24 protein-coding genes and 1 pseudogene are annotated in these 16,125 nt (G+C 57.1%); 9 read left to right on the forward strand and 16 right to left on the reverse strand.

What is annotated here, in order from left to right:
- Positions 1-208 precede the first annotated feature (208 nt).
- From Q4I12_RS00760 to Q4I12_RS00780, 5 genes and pseudogenes are all read left to right on the forward strand, one after another.
- Positions 209-1,440 (forward strand): annotated as a pseudogene (locus Q4I12_RS00760) (MFS transporter).
- 75 nt (positions 1,441-1,515) lie between these two features.
- On the forward strand, positions 1,516-2,427 hold the full coding sequence (locus tag Q4I12_RS00765; RefSeq protein ID WP_302260046.1) for an amidohydrolase family protein: 912 nt from the start codon (positions 1,516-1,518) through the stop codon (positions 2,425-2,427).
- A gap of 62 nt (positions 2,428-2,489) precedes the next feature.
- The gene (locus Q4I12_RS00770) at positions 2,490-3,380 is read left to right on the forward strand and encodes an alpha/beta hydrolase (protein WP_302260048.1); all 891 of its coding nucleotides are present in this window, start codon (positions 2,490-2,492) and stop codon (positions 3,378-3,380) included.
- A gap of 16 nt (positions 3,381-3,396) precedes the next feature.
- Complete coding sequence (locus Q4I12_RS00775; protein WP_302260050.1) at positions 3,397-4,260, forward strand: NAD(P)-dependent oxidoreductase; 864 nt, start codon at positions 3,397-3,399, stop codon at positions 4,258-4,260.
- Positions 4,261-4,699: 439 nt separating this feature from the next.
- On the forward strand, positions 4,700-5,935 hold the full coding sequence (locus Q4I12_RS00780) for a tyrosine-type recombinase/integrase (RefSeq protein WP_302260052.1): 1,236 nt from the start codon (positions 4,700-4,702) through the stop codon (positions 5,933-5,935).
- Here the strand turns inward: Q4I12_RS00780 and Q4I12_RS00785 are convergent.
- From Q4I12_RS00785 to Q4I12_RS00825, 9 genes are all read right to left on the reverse strand, one after another.
- Positions 5,907-6,218, reverse strand: coding sequence for a helix-turn-helix transcriptional regulator (locus tag Q4I12_RS00785; protein WP_302260054.1), 312 nt, complete (start codon positions 6,216-6,218; stop codon positions 5,907-5,909). The genes Q4I12_RS00780 and Q4I12_RS00785 overlap by 29 nt on opposite strands.
- A 172-nt stretch (positions 6,219-6,390) precedes the next feature.
- On the reverse strand, positions 6,391-7,035 hold the full coding sequence (locus tag Q4I12_RS00790) for a hypothetical protein (protein WP_297159172.1): 645 nt from the start codon (positions 7,033-7,035) through the stop codon (positions 6,391-6,393).
- Between the two features lie 11 nt (positions 7,036-7,046).
- Positions 7,047-7,322: a hypothetical protein gene (locus Q4I12_RS00795; protein WP_297159170.1), complete on the reverse strand. Its 276-nt coding sequence runs from the start codon at positions 7,320-7,322 to the stop codon at positions 7,047-7,049.
- A 9-nt stretch (positions 7,323-7,331) separates the two neighbouring features.
- Positions 7,332-7,853 carry a hypothetical protein gene (locus tag Q4I12_RS00800; protein WP_297159168.1) on the reverse strand — a complete coding sequence of 174 codons (522 nt, stop codon included), beginning with the start codon at positions 7,851-7,853 and terminating at the stop codon, positions 7,332-7,334.
- Complete coding sequence (locus tag Q4I12_RS00805; protein WP_302260059.1) at positions 7,853-8,140, reverse strand: nucleoside triphosphate pyrophosphohydrolase family protein; 288 nt, start codon at positions 8,138-8,140, stop codon at positions 7,853-7,855. Before Q4I12_RS00805 ends, Q4I12_RS00800 begins: the two co-directional genes overlap by 1 nt.
- An 8-nt stretch (positions 8,141-8,148) precedes the next feature.
- Entirely contained in the window at positions 8,149-8,421 is a 273-nt protein-coding gene (locus Q4I12_RS00810; protein WP_302260061.1) for a hypothetical protein, read from the reverse strand.
- On the reverse strand, positions 8,421-8,627 hold the full coding sequence (locus Q4I12_RS00815) for a hypothetical protein (RefSeq protein WP_302260063.1): 207 nt from the start codon (positions 8,625-8,627) through the stop codon (positions 8,421-8,423). The genes Q4I12_RS00810 and Q4I12_RS00815 overlap by 1 nt, the downstream gene beginning before the upstream one ends.
- Before the next feature lie 96 nt (positions 8,628-8,723).
- Positions 8,724-9,314 (reverse strand): phage regulatory CII family protein, encoded by a 591-nt coding sequence (locus Q4I12_RS00820; RefSeq protein ID WP_297159161.1) that lies wholly within the window; start codon positions 9,312-9,314, stop codon positions 8,724-8,726.
- Positions 9,311-9,595, reverse strand: coding sequence for a helix-turn-helix domain-containing protein (locus Q4I12_RS00825; RefSeq protein ID WP_302260065.1), 285 nt, complete (start codon positions 9,593-9,595; stop codon positions 9,311-9,313). Before Q4I12_RS00825 ends, Q4I12_RS00820 begins: the two co-directional genes overlap by 4 nt.
- Before the next feature lie 137 nt (positions 9,596-9,732).
- Here Q4I12_RS00825 and Q4I12_RS00830 point away from each other — a divergent pair, with 137 nt between their 5' ends.
- Positions 9,733-10,296: a hypothetical protein gene (locus Q4I12_RS00830; protein WP_302260067.1), complete on the forward strand. Its 564-nt coding sequence runs from the start codon at positions 9,733-9,735 to the stop codon at positions 10,294-10,296.
- A 79-nt stretch (positions 10,297-10,375) separates the two neighbouring features.
- Positions 10,376-10,732: a hypothetical protein gene (locus tag Q4I12_RS00835; protein ID WP_302260069.1), complete on the forward strand. Its 357-nt coding sequence runs from the start codon at positions 10,376-10,378 to the stop codon at positions 10,730-10,732.
- Between the two features lie 68 nt (positions 10,733-10,800).
- On the opposite strand, the gene Q4I12_RS00840 is transcribed toward Q4I12_RS00835, so the two are convergent.
- Genes Q4I12_RS00840 through Q4I12_RS00850 form a run of 3 tightly spaced genes read right to left on the reverse strand, consistent with a single transcriptional unit; the run spans position 10,801 to position 12,025 of the window.
- Positions 10,801-11,025 (reverse strand): hypothetical protein, encoded by a 225-nt coding sequence (locus Q4I12_RS00840; RefSeq protein ID WP_302260071.1) that lies wholly within the window; start codon positions 11,023-11,025, stop codon positions 10,801-10,803.
- A gap of 9 nt (positions 11,026-11,034) precedes the next feature.
- Positions 11,035-11,799 (reverse strand): BRO-N domain-containing protein, encoded by a 765-nt coding sequence (locus Q4I12_RS00845; protein ID WP_302260073.1) that lies wholly within the window; start codon positions 11,797-11,799, stop codon positions 11,035-11,037.
- Entirely contained in the window at positions 11,792-12,025 is a 234-nt protein-coding gene (locus Q4I12_RS00850) for a hypothetical protein (protein ID WP_302260075.1), read from the reverse strand. The genes Q4I12_RS00845 and Q4I12_RS00850 overlap by 8 nt, the downstream gene beginning before the upstream one ends.
- Before the next feature lie 278 nt (positions 12,026-12,303).
- On the opposite strand from Q4I12_RS00850, the gene Q4I12_RS00855 reads away from it, so the two are divergent.
- Together Q4I12_RS00855 and Q4I12_RS00860 are read left to right on the forward strand one after the other, a co-directional pair.
- The gene (locus Q4I12_RS00855; RefSeq protein ID WP_302260077.1) at positions 12,304-12,921 is read left to right on the forward strand and encodes a BRCT domain-containing protein; all 618 of its coding nucleotides are present in this window, start codon (positions 12,304-12,306) and stop codon (positions 12,919-12,921) included.
- A gap of 69 nt (positions 12,922-12,990) precedes the next feature.
- On the forward strand, positions 12,991-14,574 hold the full coding sequence (locus tag Q4I12_RS00860) for a hypothetical protein (RefSeq protein WP_302260078.1): 1,584 nt from the start codon (positions 12,991-12,993) through the stop codon (positions 14,572-14,574).
- Here Q4I12_RS00860 and Q4I12_RS00865 read toward each other — a convergent pair.
- Genes Q4I12_RS00865 through nrdD form a run of 4 tightly spaced genes read right to left on the reverse strand, consistent with a single transcriptional unit; the run spans position 14,552 to position 16,116 of the window.
- Entirely contained in the window at positions 14,552-14,923 is a 372-nt protein-coding gene (locus Q4I12_RS00865) for a hypothetical protein (protein WP_302260080.1), read from the reverse strand. The genes Q4I12_RS00860 and Q4I12_RS00865 overlap by 23 nt on opposite strands.
- A 21-nt stretch (positions 14,924-14,944) precedes the next feature.
- A complete protein-coding gene (locus Q4I12_RS00870) occupies positions 14,945-15,709 on the reverse strand; it encodes a hypothetical protein (protein WP_302260082.1) in 765 nt (254 codons plus the stop codon).
- Positions 15,702-15,953, reverse strand: coding sequence for a hypothetical protein (locus Q4I12_RS00875; RefSeq protein WP_302260083.1), 252 nt, complete (start codon positions 15,951-15,953; stop codon positions 15,702-15,704). The genes Q4I12_RS00870 and Q4I12_RS00875 overlap by 8 nt, the downstream gene beginning before the upstream one ends.
- Positions 15,940-16,116, reverse strand: coding sequence for an anaerobic ribonucleoside-triphosphate reductase (nrdD, locus tag Q4I12_RS00880; protein WP_302260084.1), 177 nt, complete (start codon positions 16,114-16,116; stop codon positions 15,940-15,942). Before nrdD ends, Q4I12_RS00875 begins: the two co-directional genes overlap by 14 nt.
- Between the last annotated feature and the right edge of the window lie 9 nt (positions 16,117-16,125).

The following is a 16,125-nucleotide window of genomic DNA, read 5'->3' on the forward strand; positions in this document are numbered from 1 at the left end:
GCAAGGTCCTGACAGACAAAAAAGACGCGTACACGTCAGCTATTTTGGTCTGCAAATTTTCAAGAGGATAGTTCCTAGACAAAAAGGAAAACAGAAAATGGCAGAGAAGCGTCCCAACAACTATTTTGACGACATTCCCACGTCCCACAGACAGATAAAAGTCTTCATGATCATTGTCCTGGCCTATATCTTTGACCAGATGGACAATATGGTACTTGGCTATGTGGCGCCTTCCGTCATGCGTTCCTTTGGCATCGGCATGCAGGAATTTGCCCCTGCGCAGTCACTGTACTTCTTTGGCATGATGCTTGGTGGCATCGTTGCCGGCGTCATCTCCGACAAGTTCGGTCGCCGCAAGGCCTTCATGCTGGGGTGTTTCACCTTCTCCACCGCCACGATCCTGACCGGCATGACGGACAACATCTATACCTTCACCCTGTGGCGGGTGATCACGGGCTTTGCCGTCCTTGGTACCGGTGCCATCTCCTTCACCTATCTGGCCGAGACCATTTCCTCGCAGGACCGTTCCAAGTGGTCAGGCATCGTCGTGGGCGTCGGCCATATCTCCATCCCCTTCATCGGCTTCATCGCCATGGAAGTCGTCCCCATGGGGCCGGAAGCCTGGCGCTGGCTCTTCTACCAGGGCTCATCGGCTACATCCCGCTGGTGCTTGCCTACTTCTTCATGAAGGAATCCCCCCGCTGGCTCATCGCCAATGGTCGCCAGGCCGAAGCTGAGGCCGTCGTGGAAGCCTACACGGGTGTGCCTGTCGATCTGACCGCGGTCGCCGAACAGTACCGCAAGACCGTTGCCCAGAAGCTGACCGTTGCCCAGACCTTCAAGAAGATCTTCGGCGACAAGAAGTATCTGTACCGCACCCTCGTGCTGTTCTGCGTGGCCGCCGGCCAGAACATCCCCTCCTTCGTCTTCCTGGGCTGGAACACCACGCTGCTGCAGCAGATCGGCATCTCCCAGGCCGACTCCCTGCTCATCTCCACGGTGGGCGCCCTGGGCATCCCGCTGGGCGTCATCGCTTCCGGTTACGTCGGCCCCCTGGGTGGCCGCAAGATCTCCATCGGTGTCCAGATCCTGCTGGTGGGCGCCCTGATCTCGGCCTACATGAACGTGGGCACCAACGTGACCATGCTCATGATCCTCTACTTCCTCTTCCAGTTCGTCTCCATGTGCTGCGCCATGTGCCTCAACCTGTACATGTCGGAGTCCTATTCCACCGAGATCCGCAATACCGGCACGGGTGTCGTCATCGCCGGCGGCCGCTGCTCCGTGGCCATTTCCCAGCAGATCGTCCCCTACCTCTTCGCCGCCTGGTCCTTCTCCGGTGTGTGCGGCTATATCGTGGCCCTGTGTATCTTCGGCGGCCTGGCCACCCTGCTGCTGGGCTGGCGTACCGGTAACGCGTCCCTGGAATCCGTCTCTTAACCGTACATCCCGGCAGGCGGGCCCGGAGGCCCGCCTGCCCGTCCAGTGCAACCACCTTTCGACAACGAGCCTACCATGAACAAGATCATCGACATCCACGCCCACCTCGGCGACATTTTCTGCGGACAGAACATCACCTTCCGGACCCGCCTGCAGCGCCCCGACCATATCGACGACAGCTTCGCCCAGAACGCACGCGACGGCTTCGTCTTCAAGGCGGAAGGCAGGACGGCGGAACAGCTCCAGGACCGCATGCGCGAAGGCCAGAACCGCCTGGTCCACGCCACCTGCGAAAACCTCGGCAAGAGCATGGATGACGTCCAGGCCGCATACAGCGTGGCCCTGCCCATCCTTCCCTATACGAGCTTCGACGAATACCTTGCGGCCTCCCGCCTGGATCCGCGCATCCTGCCCTTCTCCTGCCCCGATTATTCCCTGCCCCAGGACGAGACCCTGGAAAAGCTCCGTCAGGACATCGCCAACGGCGCACGCGGCCTGAAGATCCACAGTGTGCTTTCCAACCTGCCCATGACCGATCCCCGCACGCTGGCCTGCATCGAGCTCTTCGGCAATGCGGGCCTGCCCGTGCTCTTCCATGTGGGGGTCAGCCACTATTACACCTTTGGCCAGCCCTACAAGGAGACCCCGGAATACGGCGGCCTGGACGATTTCATCACCGTGGCCCACATGTTCCCGGACTATGACCTGATCGCCGCCCACTGCGTCAACAACTACGTCTGGGAACTGGCGGAAAAGACTGCCGGCCTGAACAGGATCTATACGGATACGACCTTCTGTTCCGCCGCCAAGATCGCCGATGCCGTCGAGGTCATGGGCGACGACAAGATCCTCCTTGGTACGGACTATCCCTTCACCACCATCGCCGATGCCTATGCCCAGGTGGAGATCGCCCTGCGGGACAAGCCCGAAAGCCTGTACAAAGTCGCTTACGGCAATGCGGCCCGCCTGCTGCGCATCGAGGACTAGTCCGCTCCTTGCGGGAGGGCAGGCGCCTTCCAGCAAGCCCTCCAGACTGGAAAGGAGGTCACATGATCAGCAGAGAATTCCTTGATTCCGTCCAATGCACGGAAGACATCGTCTACAAGACGAGCGGAGGGCACCGTCTGCTCCTGGACCTGTACGGCCCCGCCAGGCCCTCCGGTCTGCCGGGGCCTTTGCTCCTGCTGCTGCACGGGGGCGGATGGTTCAGGCAGAGCAAAAAAACGGAGATCGTCCCCCGTTTCCTCAATACGGTCGGGGCCGACCTTATCAACGGTCATGGCTGGCAGATCGCTGCCGTGGAGTACCGCATGCTGCGGGAACATGCCGTGTTCCCGGACCAGCTCACGGACTGCTGCGACGCCGCACGCTTTTTCATCAAACATGCGGACCAGTATCATGTCGATCCCCGGAACATCTTCGCGGCGGGCTCTTCTGCGGGCGGCTATGCGGCCATCATGATGGCCAGCGAGACAGAACGCTGGAAGGATGCGCCCAAGCTGGCCTCGCTGCATGTCGATCTTGCGGCCGCCGTATCGTTTTCCGGTGTCCTGGACACCGCCTGGATCGTGGAGTCCGGGGACCGCAAAGTCGATGAGACCGGAGACGGCCGCATACGCTACTGCATGCAGTGCCTGCTTTCCCCCCAGCGCCTCCATGACAGGGAGCTCTGGAAAGAAAGCAGCCCCCGCAGCTATCTCCATGCCGGATCGGCCCCGGCCCTGCTCGTCTACGGTACGGCAGATTCCCTGGTCACGCCCGATCACGCTGCCGACTTTTTCCGCTACGCCAGATCGCTGGGCCTGGACTGGGAAGAGCTGCCCGTCATCAACGGGGAACACAATTTTGCCCCTGCGACGGCCGAGACACCGACGAGCCCCGACAGGCTCACCATCTATCGCACGGCACGGGACTTCCTGCTCAGGCATGTCCGCCGGTGACAAAAGGGATACGACTATGGCTGAAATCGCCTTCTTTGGACTGGGCACCATGGGCGTCCCCATGGCCATCAATCTGCTCAAGGCCGGGCATCATCTCCATGTCCTGCCCCATAACGGCCACATGGACGGCCCGCTGGCCGTCCAGGAATACGGAGCCTGCATCCATGAGACGCTGCAAGAGACCGTGGGGGATGCAGAGTTCGTCATCAGTGTCGTCCCTGACGATGCCGCCGTCAGAGATCTTTATCTGAATCAGGCCATGCTCGAGGCCATCAGGCCCGGGACCATCATCATCGAGATGACGTCCTGCTCGCCCGAGATCGTCCGTGAAGTGGCCCGCTTCTTTGCCGAAAAACAGGTCCGACTTATCGACGCGCCCATCACGGGGGCCCTTCCCAAGGCCATCGACGGCACCCTGACCATCATGGGCGCGGGGGATCCCGCCGCCTTTGCCGCAGCTGAGGGCGTGTTCTCCGCCATCAGCGAGCGTGTCTTCCAGCTGGGAGAGATTGGCAACGGCAAGCTCATCAAGGCCATGACCAACCTGCTGGGAGCCATCAACCTTGCCGCTGTGGGAGAGTTCTACCGCTTTGCCCAGTCGGCCGGGCTCGACATGGAGACCCTGCAGCAGGTCGTGGCCGTCAGCGCCGGTGGGTCGACGCAATTCGAAAGGAACTTCAACAAAATGGTCGCAGACGACTACCGTCCGACCTTTGCTCTTGCCCTGCTTCGGAAAGATATGTCCATCGCTCTTGCCAGCGCCCAAAGCCAGGGGCTTTCCCTTCCCTTGTCGGAAGAAGCCTTTCGCCTTTTCAAGCTTGCGGCAGCATTCGATAAAGAAGACTGCAGCGCCATTGCCAAAGTCCCTGCCGGAGCCTAAGAGCCGGGGCAGCCTGCTGCAAAGCCGGCTGCCCTTTCTTTTTGCCTGAAGGCGCAGCGTACTGACGCTGCATCCCTGCGGGACTTACCCCCAAACGCCTTCCGGCGGATACAGGCATCCCCCCGTCCTTCCCCCGCGGCAGCCGCCGGGCAGATGCGGCACTGTCCTGCCTGCCCCGATGCGGAGCAGGTCTGCTCCTGTGCCCTCAAACAGATCTTCGCAGCAGAAAAAACAAAAAGCGGCCAGCCTGTTACAGCTGACCGCTTGTTTTTATGTATGGTCGGAGCGACTGGATTCGAACCAGCGACCCCCTGCTCCCAAAGCTGGGCATCAGGCTACACGCGCTTGCATATACAGCGATGACGTTGCATATCTTGTTAGAAATATATCTATAATTATTTCCAGACTGCATACATACACATAGCTGAAGGGTCGCAAAATGGTCGAAAAGGATGAAAATCGGTCGCAGGATGGTCGCAAAAGGCTGGCGCGCAGGTCCACCCGATATCAGGGCGTACAGGTCAGGGAGAGTCCAGAGCGCCGCCATCGAGGCAAGCCTGATCTCTGCTTTACGATTGATTACCGCGATGCTCAAGGTAAAAGGATTCGACGCGATATCGGCTGGGCCAGTGAAGGGATCACGGCAGCCTTTGCGCACCAGGAACGCCTGCGGTTGATCTCCGAAGCCAAAGCTATCCGCAGAGGCGAAAGCTCTCCCCTCACCGTGCAGCAGGCCAGCCTTATACTGGACAGAGCCTGGGAAACGTATAGAGACGACTGGATGAAAGCGAAGGGCAAACGATACGACTCCGACCAGTGGATGTATGACGCCCATGTCCGCCCCGTCTTTGGACGCTCCTTGCTGCAGGAAATCTCCCCATACGCCCTGGACAGATTCATGGCCAGCCTGACGGCTCAGGGCTTGTCTGCCCAGACCATCCGCCACTTGGTAGGCCTGATCCGCAGGATCATGCGCAGGATGGTTGCCTGGGGCCTGTATGACGGACCTCTGCCATTCGACGCTATCTCCATGCCGAGACTGGATAACAGACGAGAACGCTTCCTCCAGCCGGAGGAAGCACGTGCCCTTCTGGCGGAGCTGCACCGCCGCAGCCATCAAACCTGGCTGATGGCCCTGATCAGCTTGCAATGTGGATTGCGGTTCAGTGAGATCGCCGGTATCCGGCATATGGACATCAATCTCCAACAGGGACTCCTTTACATCGCCGAAAGCAAAAATGGACGTGCCCGCCATGCTTATCTCACTCCAGAGCTCATCGATGCACTGCGTGATCTGCCTGCCAGACCTGCCAATGCTCTGGTATTTCCGGCTCGGGATGGAAAAAAGATGACGAACGTCTCCGACAGTTTCTCACGTGCCGTAGACTATCTCGGCCTCAATGACACCGGCGATACCTTTCGCGATGCGAACGGCATCGAGCATCCTGTAAAAATAACCGACAGACGCCAGCGCATCGTTTTCCACAGTCTCAGACACACCTATGCCAGCTGGCTGGCTTGCTCAGGCGCAGGTCAGGCCATGATTGCGGAATTGCTCGGGCACAGTTCCCTTGAAATGAGCCGCCGCTACACCCATCTGATGGATGACGAAAAAAAATCCACGATGGAGCGCATCAGCAAGATTTTCAACCGCGCAGATGATGAGAAGCGGTAACTGTCTGCCCAGCGGCCAGCCATGCATCCAGGGACTCCTTCAGGTAACGAACGGCCGTACCGGCAGGCTTGGAGTATCTCGGTCCGATCCCTTCCACACGCCACTGGCGCAACGTGTTTTGGGCAAAACCGAGGTAGTCCGCAGCTTCTGCTTCTGTCATGACCGTTTTGGTGCTTGTTCCCTGGAGAGCTGCAGAAACTGCTCGGTGGACGGTCGTGCTGACAAGTTTTTCCAGCTCATCAGGGGAGATCAGTACCAGTCTGGTTCCGGCTTCCTGCGACATTACGGAGCTCCTTGCTTATGGCACACGCTGGGCAGTAGTGCGTATCATCGCCCGCTACAATCCACCCCAAGCGGTACAGGTCACGTCTGCGTGGCCAGTGCCGGTGGCCACGCAGACGCTTGCCGCACCCATTACATTGAATGACGGTGATACGGCTCATGGGGGAATACTCCTAGAAGCCCTCCGGGGGAAAATCTTCCCAGCCACCGGAGGGAGGCTGATTCTGCGACTGGTATGCCTCGCGTCTTTCGGGGAGCTCATGGCCGATGAAGAACTGCCTGCGCATGATGGCGGCATAGCGGGGATGCCCCTGGCAGATCACACGCCGGACGTTGTTGCGATACCAGGTGCGTCCAGAGCGATCCCGCTGATAGTGGTCCTCATAAATCCCCAGCTCTGCAGCAAACAGCAGGCCATCAAAATCTTTCCACGATTGGATTTGCCGTCTCTTCTCGGCTCCGGGAGACGTATCGGAAGGTGTGACGCGCCGGGCGGACTCCAGGATGGCCCGCAGCAGGCGTCCACCGATCCGGCAGGCTTTTTGCCAGTTCGGATCCTGGCTCACATCATTGGTCTGGCTGGAAGTGGGCAACGTGATGTTCTCCCACCAGGTCACCCCCTCATACGGCCCGCACTGGACCTCCATCTGGCAAGCCAGGAAGAGCAGGCCTGAATTGCCCCCGACACCGATGTAGGGCGTGTCTGGACAATCAGGTGTCTTGGCTTCCGACAACGTGATTTTCACCAAAGCCATACTGCCGCCGGGGACAGGGCCAGCCATTCGCTGTTTTTCTTCCTGACCGAGATTGATCGTCATATTTTTCTCCTTTAATGCGTGGTGGCATTGGCCGGCGCGGTATCTTCCTTTTGCATTTTGGCCGCCTGGGCCATCAACGCTGCGATGCCATTGGCCCCGTAGTTTATGATGTCCCCGGCCGGTACCCCGCCGGTCACTGAGGACAGGATGCGTGTCGCCCCACCGGGGTACCGGCCTATCATGACGCACAGGAAGGCAGAGCAGTCGCCATCCAGCAATGAATCCAGATCAGAAGCTATGCTCGCCTTGATCTGCGCTTTTTTTTCTGAATCGATCTTTTCCGACATACCGACCTCTTATCGTGAAATGTCCAGATAGATTTCCGTCCCGAGCTCATCGCAGCCAGGGAATTCGGCCATCATCGCTGTAACCAGGGTATCCGTTGTCTGACAGACGTAGCGCCAGGCTGCCGTGCGAGCATAAAGCGGGCAGGTGGCTCTGGCCCCGTCCATCAGGGCCAAAGCCGCGGTCAGCAGAGCTCCTGCATGGAAAGCCCGACGCTCCGGAGACAGGCCGGCCGTTTTTTTGAGGTAGGGGCGAAGACGCCCCTCCATCTTCTGCAGGGCATACTCGACCTCGCGCCGCCGCGTGATGGCATGGCGGGCGAATGCCGTGGCCACGACGGCCAGCCATTTGCAGATCTTGGTGTATTGCTCCGGAGCGGCATGTTCCCAGACAGGTTTCCAGACACGCAGGACGTGGAACAGCACCGAGATGGCCACTTTGCACTTCTGGGCCTGGCGCAGTTCCGGCAGGTCTGGGATCATATCCGCTACGGCCCGCAATTTGGCCCGCTCTTCAGGAGAAAGCCTGGCCATCACTGCACCTGCGCCAGCAGGCTTTCCAGCCTGGCCACTTTAGCCCTTGCCTGACTGGTGACATCCTCTGCCACGCCCTGGCAGGCGCAGACCTGTTCCGCCACCACCAGCACATCGGCCAGCTCCTCCATGACCTCCTGCCATGCGCCGCAGCGGCCGCGTCTGAAATGGGAGATGGCCACACCGAGCTCACCGGCCTCTTCCTGCAGGAGGAGCAGACGATCTTCGAGCCCGAAGGTCTCGAGGGACCGCGCAGCCAGCTCCGGGGGGACGAATTGCTGTCTCATGGAGCCTCCTAATGCGCTTTGCGACGACCCCCCAGATAGGGGAACGTGCGCAGACGGTCGAGGATGTCTTGCAGAGCCTCCTGCCCGGCCTCCTGCACGGTGCCGTCACTCATGCATCCAGACATGTAAGTGACCTTCTGATGCTTGCCGTCATCGCGCAGCGTGACGATCAGACCAAAAACGCCGCAGGTCCTGTCATCGGCAAACTGGCTGTCCAGGAATTTCACAACACCTGCGCGGATCTCGGCTTTTCTGTCGTCAGAAAAATATCGGTGCGACATCACCACTCCTTCTTTCTCTGCTCCCAGAGGGCGTTGATCTTATGCAGGTGGATGAGATGGGCAGACAGGGTAGGCGGCAGATGCTCGATCTCCGCCTCAAGCTGTTTCAGCCTGCGGATATAGCGCCTGTGCCGGTACAGGAAGAAAAGCTGCCTGGCTGCCCAAAGCAACAATACCGCCCCGGTGATTATCATGACGTCTATCATATGGCGGGTACCTCCTCCTTTCTCTCTTCCCTGGGGCTCATCATCAGACGCAGCCAGGCGATCAGGTCCTGATGGGTGCAACGGATGCGCCGCGCCTCACCTCCGAGACGGACGAGGTAGGTGTTGACAGCCCGAGGGGCTCTGGCATAGGGTCGTTCCATCATCGCGTAACTCCTTTGGGAGTTGGGGCCTTCGATCCGCTGCATCGGATCGGAGGCCTTTATTTTTGGCCCCCTGTTCCGCCGCGTCCTCCACGACGCGCAGCAGGGCCAGGATAGCTGTTTGGGCCTCATAGCCGCAGCGCACGATCTCGCGCCGCTCATCTTCATCTATAGTGCCATCCTCAAGGGCTCCGGCGACCCGCTGCATCAGGTCGCCGAATTTCTTGACGGATGCCATGCACTGCCGTTGGACCGTATGCCCGGGATGCATCACATCGGGCATCAGGACAAAAAATCCTCCCATCGCCTCCGCCAGCAGGTGCAGCGGCGCATGGCTGTCTGTGATCTCCATCAACGGCAGCAGCAGATCCGCATCCAGTTTGTGATTGCTGCGCCGCCCAAGCTGCGCCATGAGCGTCCCGTATTCCAGGCCCAGGATGTGGGCCACCGCCTTTGGGGGGACGCCGTTGCGCGCCTCCTTGACCACCCGCTGCATCAGGGCGGTCACGCTTGGATAGTCGCTCATGATGCTACATTTTCCGCCAGAATGGCGTGACTCGCTCTTTCTGCGCCGTTAGGTTGGTCACAGGGAAAAATGGCCTTCCTGACCTTTTTCTCCGTCACGGGGGGCAAAAGGTCCTCCGGAACTCCCAGGGCCAGCAAGGCGGCATGGCGTTCCCTGGGGATGGATTCCCGGTTCAGCAGATGGAAAGCCCCGGAAACAGAGACACCCAGGCGCTTGGCGAAATCGCTGTAGGTCAGATTCCATTCGTGCATCCAGCGCCGGAGCATTTCTTTCCTGGACATTGCCATTGAAAAATCCTCCTGCTAAAGACAATGAAAAATAATTTGGGAAGTCGTTTGTAAAATCGTTCTGGAAAAAGTGTTATCGAGTTTTGGGATAGCAGTCAATCCCATTTCTCGTTTTTATAAGCGAGGAAAGCATGGAACTCTACGAGCGCGTCAAAAAATGCGCCGCCCTCATGCATCTTTCAGAAACGGCCTTCGCCCGGGCCATCGGCCTGAAACAAAGCACCTGGGCCGGATATCTCAATGCAGAAAGGCAGCACAAGCTGTGGCCGCTGCTGCCTGCCATCCTGAAGGAATTTCCGCGTATTTCGCGTCAATGGCTCTATTTTGAGGAGGGGCCGGCCGTCATCGGCTTGGGAACGCCTGCGGACCAGCCTGTGCCGCCCGCCAGGGTCATCGAGGCAGCGGAACAGATGGTCCGGGACTGCGACGGCAGCTGGGCGACGCTCCTGGAACACATCACGGGCATGGCCAGGCAGGAACTGGCCGCCAGCCGGGAGGAGCCGGCAAACGAGGAACTCGTCCAGCGCTTGCTGGTCCTGCAAGAAGAAAACCGGCGTTTACAGCAGGAGCTGCACCAGGCCAAGGACAAGATCATCGCCCTGCTGGAACAGCAGGCCGCCGCGCAAGCGGAAAAAGAAGCCCCGGCTGCATCCATGCCGGGGACTGCCCGTGGTTCCAGGCCGAATATGATCTGATGGTGATGCAGTAGATGTTATAATATTTATTCAATAATATATATGTGATAAAGAAACCTAATAAAAGGAAGATGGCACCATGAAATACCTTTATACTTTTTGTCGTGCAGGCGGGCAGCCCAGTCCCTTTTCCTATGAACGAAAAGCGGGAGGGGTCATTATTCAGCAACAAGATGGAACGGTTAGAAAGATTTCGCATAAGGAATGGAAAAAAATTGTCGCCGAAATTGATGGAATTGGCGTCTGTACTATAACAGGTGCTGAACCTACAAATAAAAGTTTGTCTGATGCTATTAGAGAAGCTTTACCTGATGTTACGTTAAATGGTTCCGAATTAGCATGTATAGTCAAAATATTAGAGCATGAAGGAACGCTAGAACTGTATCATGGTGCTGCAGGCCAAGGCGTTGGAATTGCAATCCACTTTAGGGGATAACCGTCCCTAACAGCAATTTCTTAAATAAAAGAGCCCCCTTCCTGTATGTCAGGGAGGGGGCTCTTGCATCACATCTTCCAGCGGGGCGTTTCCAGGGCCACGTCCGGGGCCTGCTGCCGCACCTGCTCCAGCAGGGCCGTGAGCTTGCGGTAGTGGTCTTCCAGCAGGGCCCAGACCAGCTTGCTCTGGCTGGCGTTGCCCGCTTTTTCCAGCAAGGCCGCATAGGCCATGAGCGGCTGCATCAGGTCGGCGACCAGATCAGCAAGGGGGCCTTCTTCGGGCTGGGTATTCATGGCGGCCTCCTATTGCGACAGGCTCAGGCCCAGATACCAGGTCTTGCCGCCGCGTTTGACCTTGGCGAAACGCGCGGGCATGACCCGGCCGAAGACATGGATGGCGGGCACGGTGTCCGCGAAGTGGGCGCACCACCAGAGGGCAAAGGCTTCATACAGGCGGCTGGCGTTGACGCGCCCGCCCGCGTCCCGGCGGCATTCCTCATCGGCAAAGCGCAGGATGCGGGCGGCGCATTCCCGGCCGGGTTCACGCACATCCACGGGCCGGGCCGTGACCATGCGGCACAGGCGGGCGAACCAGCGCACCGCCGCTGCGGAACCGCCGTTGTCCAGACGGGCCGTCTGCAGGGCATCCTGCCACAGGCGCTGCCGCATGGCCGGGCGCAGGGCGTACATCTCGGGGATGGCGGGCAGGTCCGGGGCCTCCTCTCCGGCTTCCGGCAGGGAATAGCGCCCCGTGCGCCGCAGGCTGGGCAGGACCTCACCGGCCAGCCACTTCTGGAAAGGCAAGGCCCTGGGCTTGTCGCTGCGGGCCACGAAAAAATAAAGGCCCTGCTCGGACAAGGTGAGCATTGTCTGTGTCCCGGAAGGGGTGGAAACAGATTCCACCCCTCTCCATTCTTCCGGGATATGCTGGATGTTTTTTAGACCGTTCCATTGGTAGCCCAGGGCCAGGGCCACATCCTTGGCCACGAACCAGGGCTCGCCGCGTTCATCCAGGCGGCAGCGCACCAGCTGTTCCTCAAAGGCAAAGGGCATCAGGCGTTCAGGCATGGTGCACCCCGCGCTCGGCCTGGGCAGGCAGCAAATGGCAAAGGGCGCGCAACTGCTCCAGCTGGCTCTCGATGCGGGCCGCGCTTTCCAGCAGCAGCCCGGACACGGCATCGATGTAGGGCGTGCGCTCATCTTCTACACATTCGGCCAGCAGGCGCAAACGGTCGGGCAAGGGGGAGAGATTGCTTTCGATGTCCAGCAGGGGGGACAGAGAAATGTCAGACATACGGGCCTCGTAGTTGTTAAGGGAATTGGGGAATAAAAAAGGCAAGGCGACGCTCCCCGGCCAACTACAGCCGCCGGTCCTCACGGATACCGGACGTCGCCTTGCCAATATATACCCGCACCCCTCAGAGGCGCTCTGGTGGCAAGAACAAAAAAGACCGCACTTCTTGCCGTGTGGGGCACAGCAAAGGCGACGGTGACGCCTGTAGTTGTTTGGGACTTCAGGTTGCTAAAAAGCCGGGGGCGTGTCAAGAAAAAGGAAAAAAAGGAGCACAGCACATGAAGGGCGAACACTTTCATGAATGCAGCCAGCGCATCGAAGATCGCGGAATTTCCGAGCTGATCGGCATCGCGCGCGGCCTCGTGGCCGACGGCGTCGTCAATGAACTGGAAGCGGATTTTCTCATCCGCTGGCTCAAGGAGAACGAGCACCTCACCTGCTGGCCGTTCGACGTGCTCAACAAGCGCGTCCGTGCCATGCTGGCGGACGGCGTGATCGATGCGGAAGAACGGCAGGAACTGCTTGAACTCCTGCGGGATCTGATCGGCGGGAAACCCGCGGCCGGAAAGGCCGTCAACTTTGCCAGTGCCCTGCCCCTGACGCAGCCTGCTCCCGACATCATTTTTGCGGGCAAGACCTTTTGCTTTACCGGAACCTTCGCTTTTGGCCAGCGCAAGGACTGCCAGGCAGCCGTGGCCCGCCTGGGCGGCACACCGCAGGACAAAGTCACCACCCGCCTGGATTACCTGGTCATCGGTTCGCTGGGCAATGAGGACTGGATGCATTCCACCTTCGGCCGCAAGATCCAGCAGGCCCTGGACTTCAACGCCAAGGGACGCGGCATCGCCATCGTTTCAGAGGACGCCTGGACGCAGGCCCTGTGCGCGGCGGAGTAGGAGCAAGCAGCGTAATAGACATCTTGCCTGAATGAGTAACCATAGGCACTTACTGTAAGAGGAAACGATATGGGAAGACGAAACCCTGCACAAGTCCAAAGCCAACATCTTTCTATGTTTGAAAAAATAACAATTGGCGCAGGCTTTGCCATATCTATTTCGACATTCGTTATGGGGTTGATGGCAGTTTTTGCAGGATATACTGTAGTCAATGATAAGCTAAAAAATGCGGAAGAAAAAGCTGAATTATTACTAAAAAAAATTGAGGAACATGAAAAAACATCAGCTAAAAAGGTAGAAGAAGTAAGCAAAAACTCACAACAAATCATCGTTAGTAAGGACTTTTCAAAGATTATGTCGATGGGCATGTCCGATGAACTCATTGAAAAGGCAAAAACTGTTGCTGAAGATAAATCAAGCAACAATACCAGACGGGCGGATGCGCTTTTAGAGTTGTATAATAAAAACTATGAAACAGCATTGACCTTATGGAAAAAAGTACTTGAACATGATGCGAATGCTGCTGATGCCATATTTTATTGCTGCCTTTTGCATTTAATATTTGCCGATGATACCCACAATGTTAAGAAACTTTTTGAAAGCAAAAAATATCTAAAAAACATTCCAAAAGAAGCCATTAACATCATTTTTACTTTTATTGACCTTACATTGGGGACAATTAATATAAATAGCCTTGATGAAAATGAGAGAGACGCATTTTTTTCTTATATTGAATGGATATATACAAAAATAAAAAACACAAAAGAAAGTTTTGAATTATATCACCGGTGGGGATGCATTGTTATGCAGGAATTTAACCAGCCTAAAAGATCCAATCTAAATTCAATACAGCGTTCAAAAGAATTATTTGCTGAAGCTGAAAAACTTATAAAAAGTGACACAACGATTCCTCAAAGAGACCGTATTACTTTTTACAAACAATACGCAGATGTATTTGTAACTCTTGCATATCATGATATAAATAATGCTGCTACCTACTGGAAAAAAGGACATGATATCCTTGATAGCATAAGGCATATCAATGATGAAGCCAAATATGAGTATGCGGTATTTATTTATAAAGAAAATCAATTTTATAATAGATTGTCAGAAAAAGACCTTAATGAATGCATTACTATTCTCGAAGAATTAAAAGAGACAAAAATGAGATCAAATGCCTTAAGTCTACTTGGAGGCATATATCACTTTATATATAATAATGAAAAGAAAGATTTAGATCTTTTAGTTAAGTCTAGCGAATACATGCGGGCAACTATTTCTCTGCAAAATCCTAACAACGAAAAATGTAAAATTTTGCTCGATGCTCTTTATACTCTTGCATCAAAAACAACTGACAATAATCAATATATACGACAAGCTAATTACTTGTTCCATAACTTCAATTTACTCAGGTATATAACGCCCGATATTTTTGAATATCAAATCAAATTCAAGCTTCTTACAGGTGCCCCAGAAAAGGAGATCCTCTCCGCTTTTTCTGGCTATCAAGGCCCCATTCCACGTACCCTGCTTGTTGACCCCCAGATAAAAAAAGTTATCGACACCGCCTACGGCCTTGACCGCATGGACAGCTCGACACAACAGCAACACTTGCCTGATGAGAAAGCTGTCAATCCTCGGGTAGTTGAGTAAGATCTCTCATATTGTCTGGGGATGTCTCATTTTCTGCAGGCATCCCGGCCAGCAGGGATGCCTGCAGTCTGCCGGTCTCCACGCCCCAGGCAAAAACAGTGCGCAGTAGTCGCGCCCGGTGCGTGGCGGTGGTCAACATAACTCCCTGCTCGCGCTGGGCGGCCAGAAACTCCTGAATCTGCCTTGCTCCCACGCGTCGGGCCTGCCAGCCGCCGAACATGGCCAGTATCGTGGCCAGATGATGCCGGGTACTGATCTGTGTTACCGGCCTGGTCAGCTGGTGCGTCACATAGTCCTCTGCCAACTGCCGCACGGTCAGGGCCGCACGGCGTCGTTTGCTTGCAGCCATAAAAGCCTCCTTGCAGGAGGCCTATAGCAGTCTGCCCTCCAGATCCGCCATGAGGGCAAGGGCCTCTTTTTTGCCCATGCGCGGTCCCTCGTGTCCGGAGAGACGTATCCACCAGCGGTTTTTATAGCAGCGGGCGGCACTGACCGTTCCGCCCTGGCTGGCGGTCAGGCCGCGGCAGACGCCGGGCAGGAGCCAGTGCAGGGGATTCCGGTCCCGTCGGTTCCAGGACCATCCGATCCAGTTTGCCAGATCGACAACAAAGCCCCACAGACCGGCCTGCAGAAAACGATCTTGCCAGAAAACACAGTCCTCGGCCAAGATGCTGGCCCCGTCATGCGCCCATGCCGCAAAGGCGCGCACTGAGAACCTGCTGCGGATGCCCCAGTTGCGGATCACACAACGCCTCATGGTCACACGCACGCCATCCTGTGCCTCCGGGGCACGGCGTCCGATGTCGCGCACGATACAGTCCTCCAGCACCAGCTCCGCGCCTGGGTCCGTCTCTGGGTAATCGCCGTTGCCCCACAGGACCCCTTTGCCTACCCTGGCCAAGCGGGTCTCGCGCACCACGGCCCGGGCGCCGTCCACCCCGGAGAGGCCCTCGTCGAGCCTCTTCAGCGGCCAGCTGCCCAGATCCACCACACAGCGGCGGATGACCACAAGCCCATCGCTGCCATAGACGGTGATGCCGTCACCCCCGGCGCCTGTGGGCGCCGTGATGTACTGGTCCTCGATGATACGGATGGAGCTGCCAGTCCCTGCGGTACGGGAAAGTTGTCTATCCATCTCTCCCCTCTACAGCATTGCGGGCTTCCCAGCGCCACCCACGAGCGCAGCCGTCCCTATCATCATCGTAGGGACACCACGTCTCCGCCTCTTCGGGTTCTTCCACGAGCTCATCCCTGTACTCGCACTCATCGCAGTAGGGAGCTTTTATATCAAGGACTCCGACAAGGTAATCGATCTGAGCCTCAAGACTTGCCACCTGCTGCTCCAGAGATTGCATTTTTTTGCTTTCAGCCTCGGTCATCCAGATCCCCTCCCGTTACATGTTTTACCCGATCTCGTTCCTCAGCACGCTTGGCATTGTTGAAACGATCAAGCGTGCCCACCAGATAGCCGGTGATGCGTCGCACGCGCTCGAAAAGGACGCCCTCACCGCGTTCCTTGGCCGATGCTTCGTGTGGTTCCATCTTGTGCTC

This window comes from Desulfovibrio piger (assembly GCF_951793255.1).
In the GTDB taxonomy this organism is placed as follows: Bacteria; Desulfobacterota; Desulfovibrionia; order Desulfovibrionales; family Desulfovibrionaceae; genus Desulfovibrio.

Bases quoted from the DNA above. Each gene is read 5' to 3' on its own strand.
- Q4I12_RS00765 (WP_302260046.1), top strand. From the start codon at position 1,516: ATGAACAAGATCATCGACATCCACGCCCACCTCGGCGACATTTTCTGC.
- Q4I12_RS00770 (WP_302260048.1), top strand. From the start codon at position 2,490: ATGATCAGCAGAGAATTCCTTGATTCCGTCCAATGCACGGAAGACATC.
- Q4I12_RS00775 (WP_302260050.1), top strand. From the start codon at position 3,397: ATGGCTGAAATCGCCTTCTTTGGACTGGGCACCATGGGCGTCCCCATG.
- Q4I12_RS00780 (WP_302260052.1), top strand. From the start codon at position 4,700: ATGGTCGAAAAGGATGAAAATCGGTCGCAGGATGGTCGCAAAAGGCTG.
- Q4I12_RS00785 (WP_302260054.1), bottom strand. From the start codon at position 6,218: ATGTCGCAGGAAGCCGGAACCAGACTGGTACTGATCTCCCCTGATGAG.
- Q4I12_RS00790 (WP_297159172.1), bottom strand. From the start codon at position 7,035: ATGACGATCAATCTCGGTCAGGAAGAAAAACAGCGAATGGCTGGCCCT.
- Q4I12_RS00795 (WP_297159170.1), bottom strand. From the start codon at position 7,322: ATGTCGGAAAAGATCGATTCAGAAAAAAAAGCGCAGATCAAGGCGAGC.
- Q4I12_RS00800 (WP_297159168.1), bottom strand. From the start codon at position 7,853: ATGGCCAGGCTTTCTCCTGAAGAGCGGGCCAAATTGCGGGCCGTAGCG.
- Q4I12_RS00805 (WP_302260059.1), bottom strand. From the start codon at position 8,140: ATGAGACAGCAATTCGTCCCCCCGGAGCTGGCTGCGCGGTCCCTCGAG.
- Q4I12_RS00810 (WP_302260061.1), bottom strand. From the start codon at position 8,421: ATGTCGCACCGATATTTTTCTGACGACAGAAAAGCCGAGATCCGCGCA.
- Q4I12_RS00815 (WP_302260063.1), bottom strand. From the start codon at position 8,627: ATGATAGACGTCATGATAATCACCGGGGCGGTATTGTTGCTTTGGGCA.
- Q4I12_RS00820 (WP_297159161.1), bottom strand. From the start codon at position 9,314: ATGAGCGACTATCCAAGCGTGACCGCCCTGATGCAGCGGGTGGTCAAG.
- Q4I12_RS00825 (WP_302260065.1), bottom strand. From the start codon at position 9,595: ATGTCCAGGAAAGAAATGCTCCGGCGCTGGATGCACGAATGGAATCTG.
- Q4I12_RS00830 (WP_302260067.1), top strand. From the start codon at position 9,733: ATGGAACTCTACGAGCGCGTCAAAAAATGCGCCGCCCTCATGCATCTT.
- Q4I12_RS00835 (WP_302260069.1), top strand. From the start codon at position 10,376: ATGAAATACCTTTATACTTTTTGTCGTGCAGGCGGGCAGCCCAGTCCC.
- Q4I12_RS00840 (WP_302260071.1), bottom strand. From the start codon at position 11,025: ATGAATACCCAGCCCGAAGAAGGCCCCCTTGCTGATCTGGTCGCCGAC.
- Q4I12_RS00845 (WP_302260073.1), bottom strand. From the start codon at position 11,799: ATGCCTGAACGCCTGATGCCCTTTGCCTTTGAGGAACAGCTGGTGCGC.
- Q4I12_RS00850 (WP_302260075.1), bottom strand. From the start codon at position 12,025: ATGTCTGACATTTCTCTGTCCCCCCTGCTGGACATCGAAAGCAATCTC.
- Q4I12_RS00855 (WP_302260077.1), top strand. From the start codon at position 12,304: ATGAAGGGCGAACACTTTCATGAATGCAGCCAGCGCATCGAAGATCGC.
- Q4I12_RS00860 (WP_302260078.1), top strand. From the start codon at position 12,991: ATGGGAAGACGAAACCCTGCACAAGTCCAAAGCCAACATCTTTCTATG.
- Q4I12_RS00865 (WP_302260080.1), bottom strand. From the start codon at position 14,923: ATGGCTGCAAGCAAACGACGCCGTGCGGCCCTGACCGTGCGGCAGTTG.
- Q4I12_RS00870 (WP_302260082.1), bottom strand. From the start codon at position 15,709: ATGGATAGACAACTTTCCCGTACCGCAGGGACTGGCAGCTCCATCCGT.
- Q4I12_RS00875 (WP_302260083.1), bottom strand. From the start codon at position 15,953: ATGACCGAGGCTGAAAGCAAAAAAATGCAATCTCTGGAGCAGCAGGTG.
- nrdD (WP_302260084.1), bottom strand. From the start codon at position 16,116: ATGGAACCACACGAAGCATCGGCCAAGGAACGCGGTGAGGGCGTCCTT.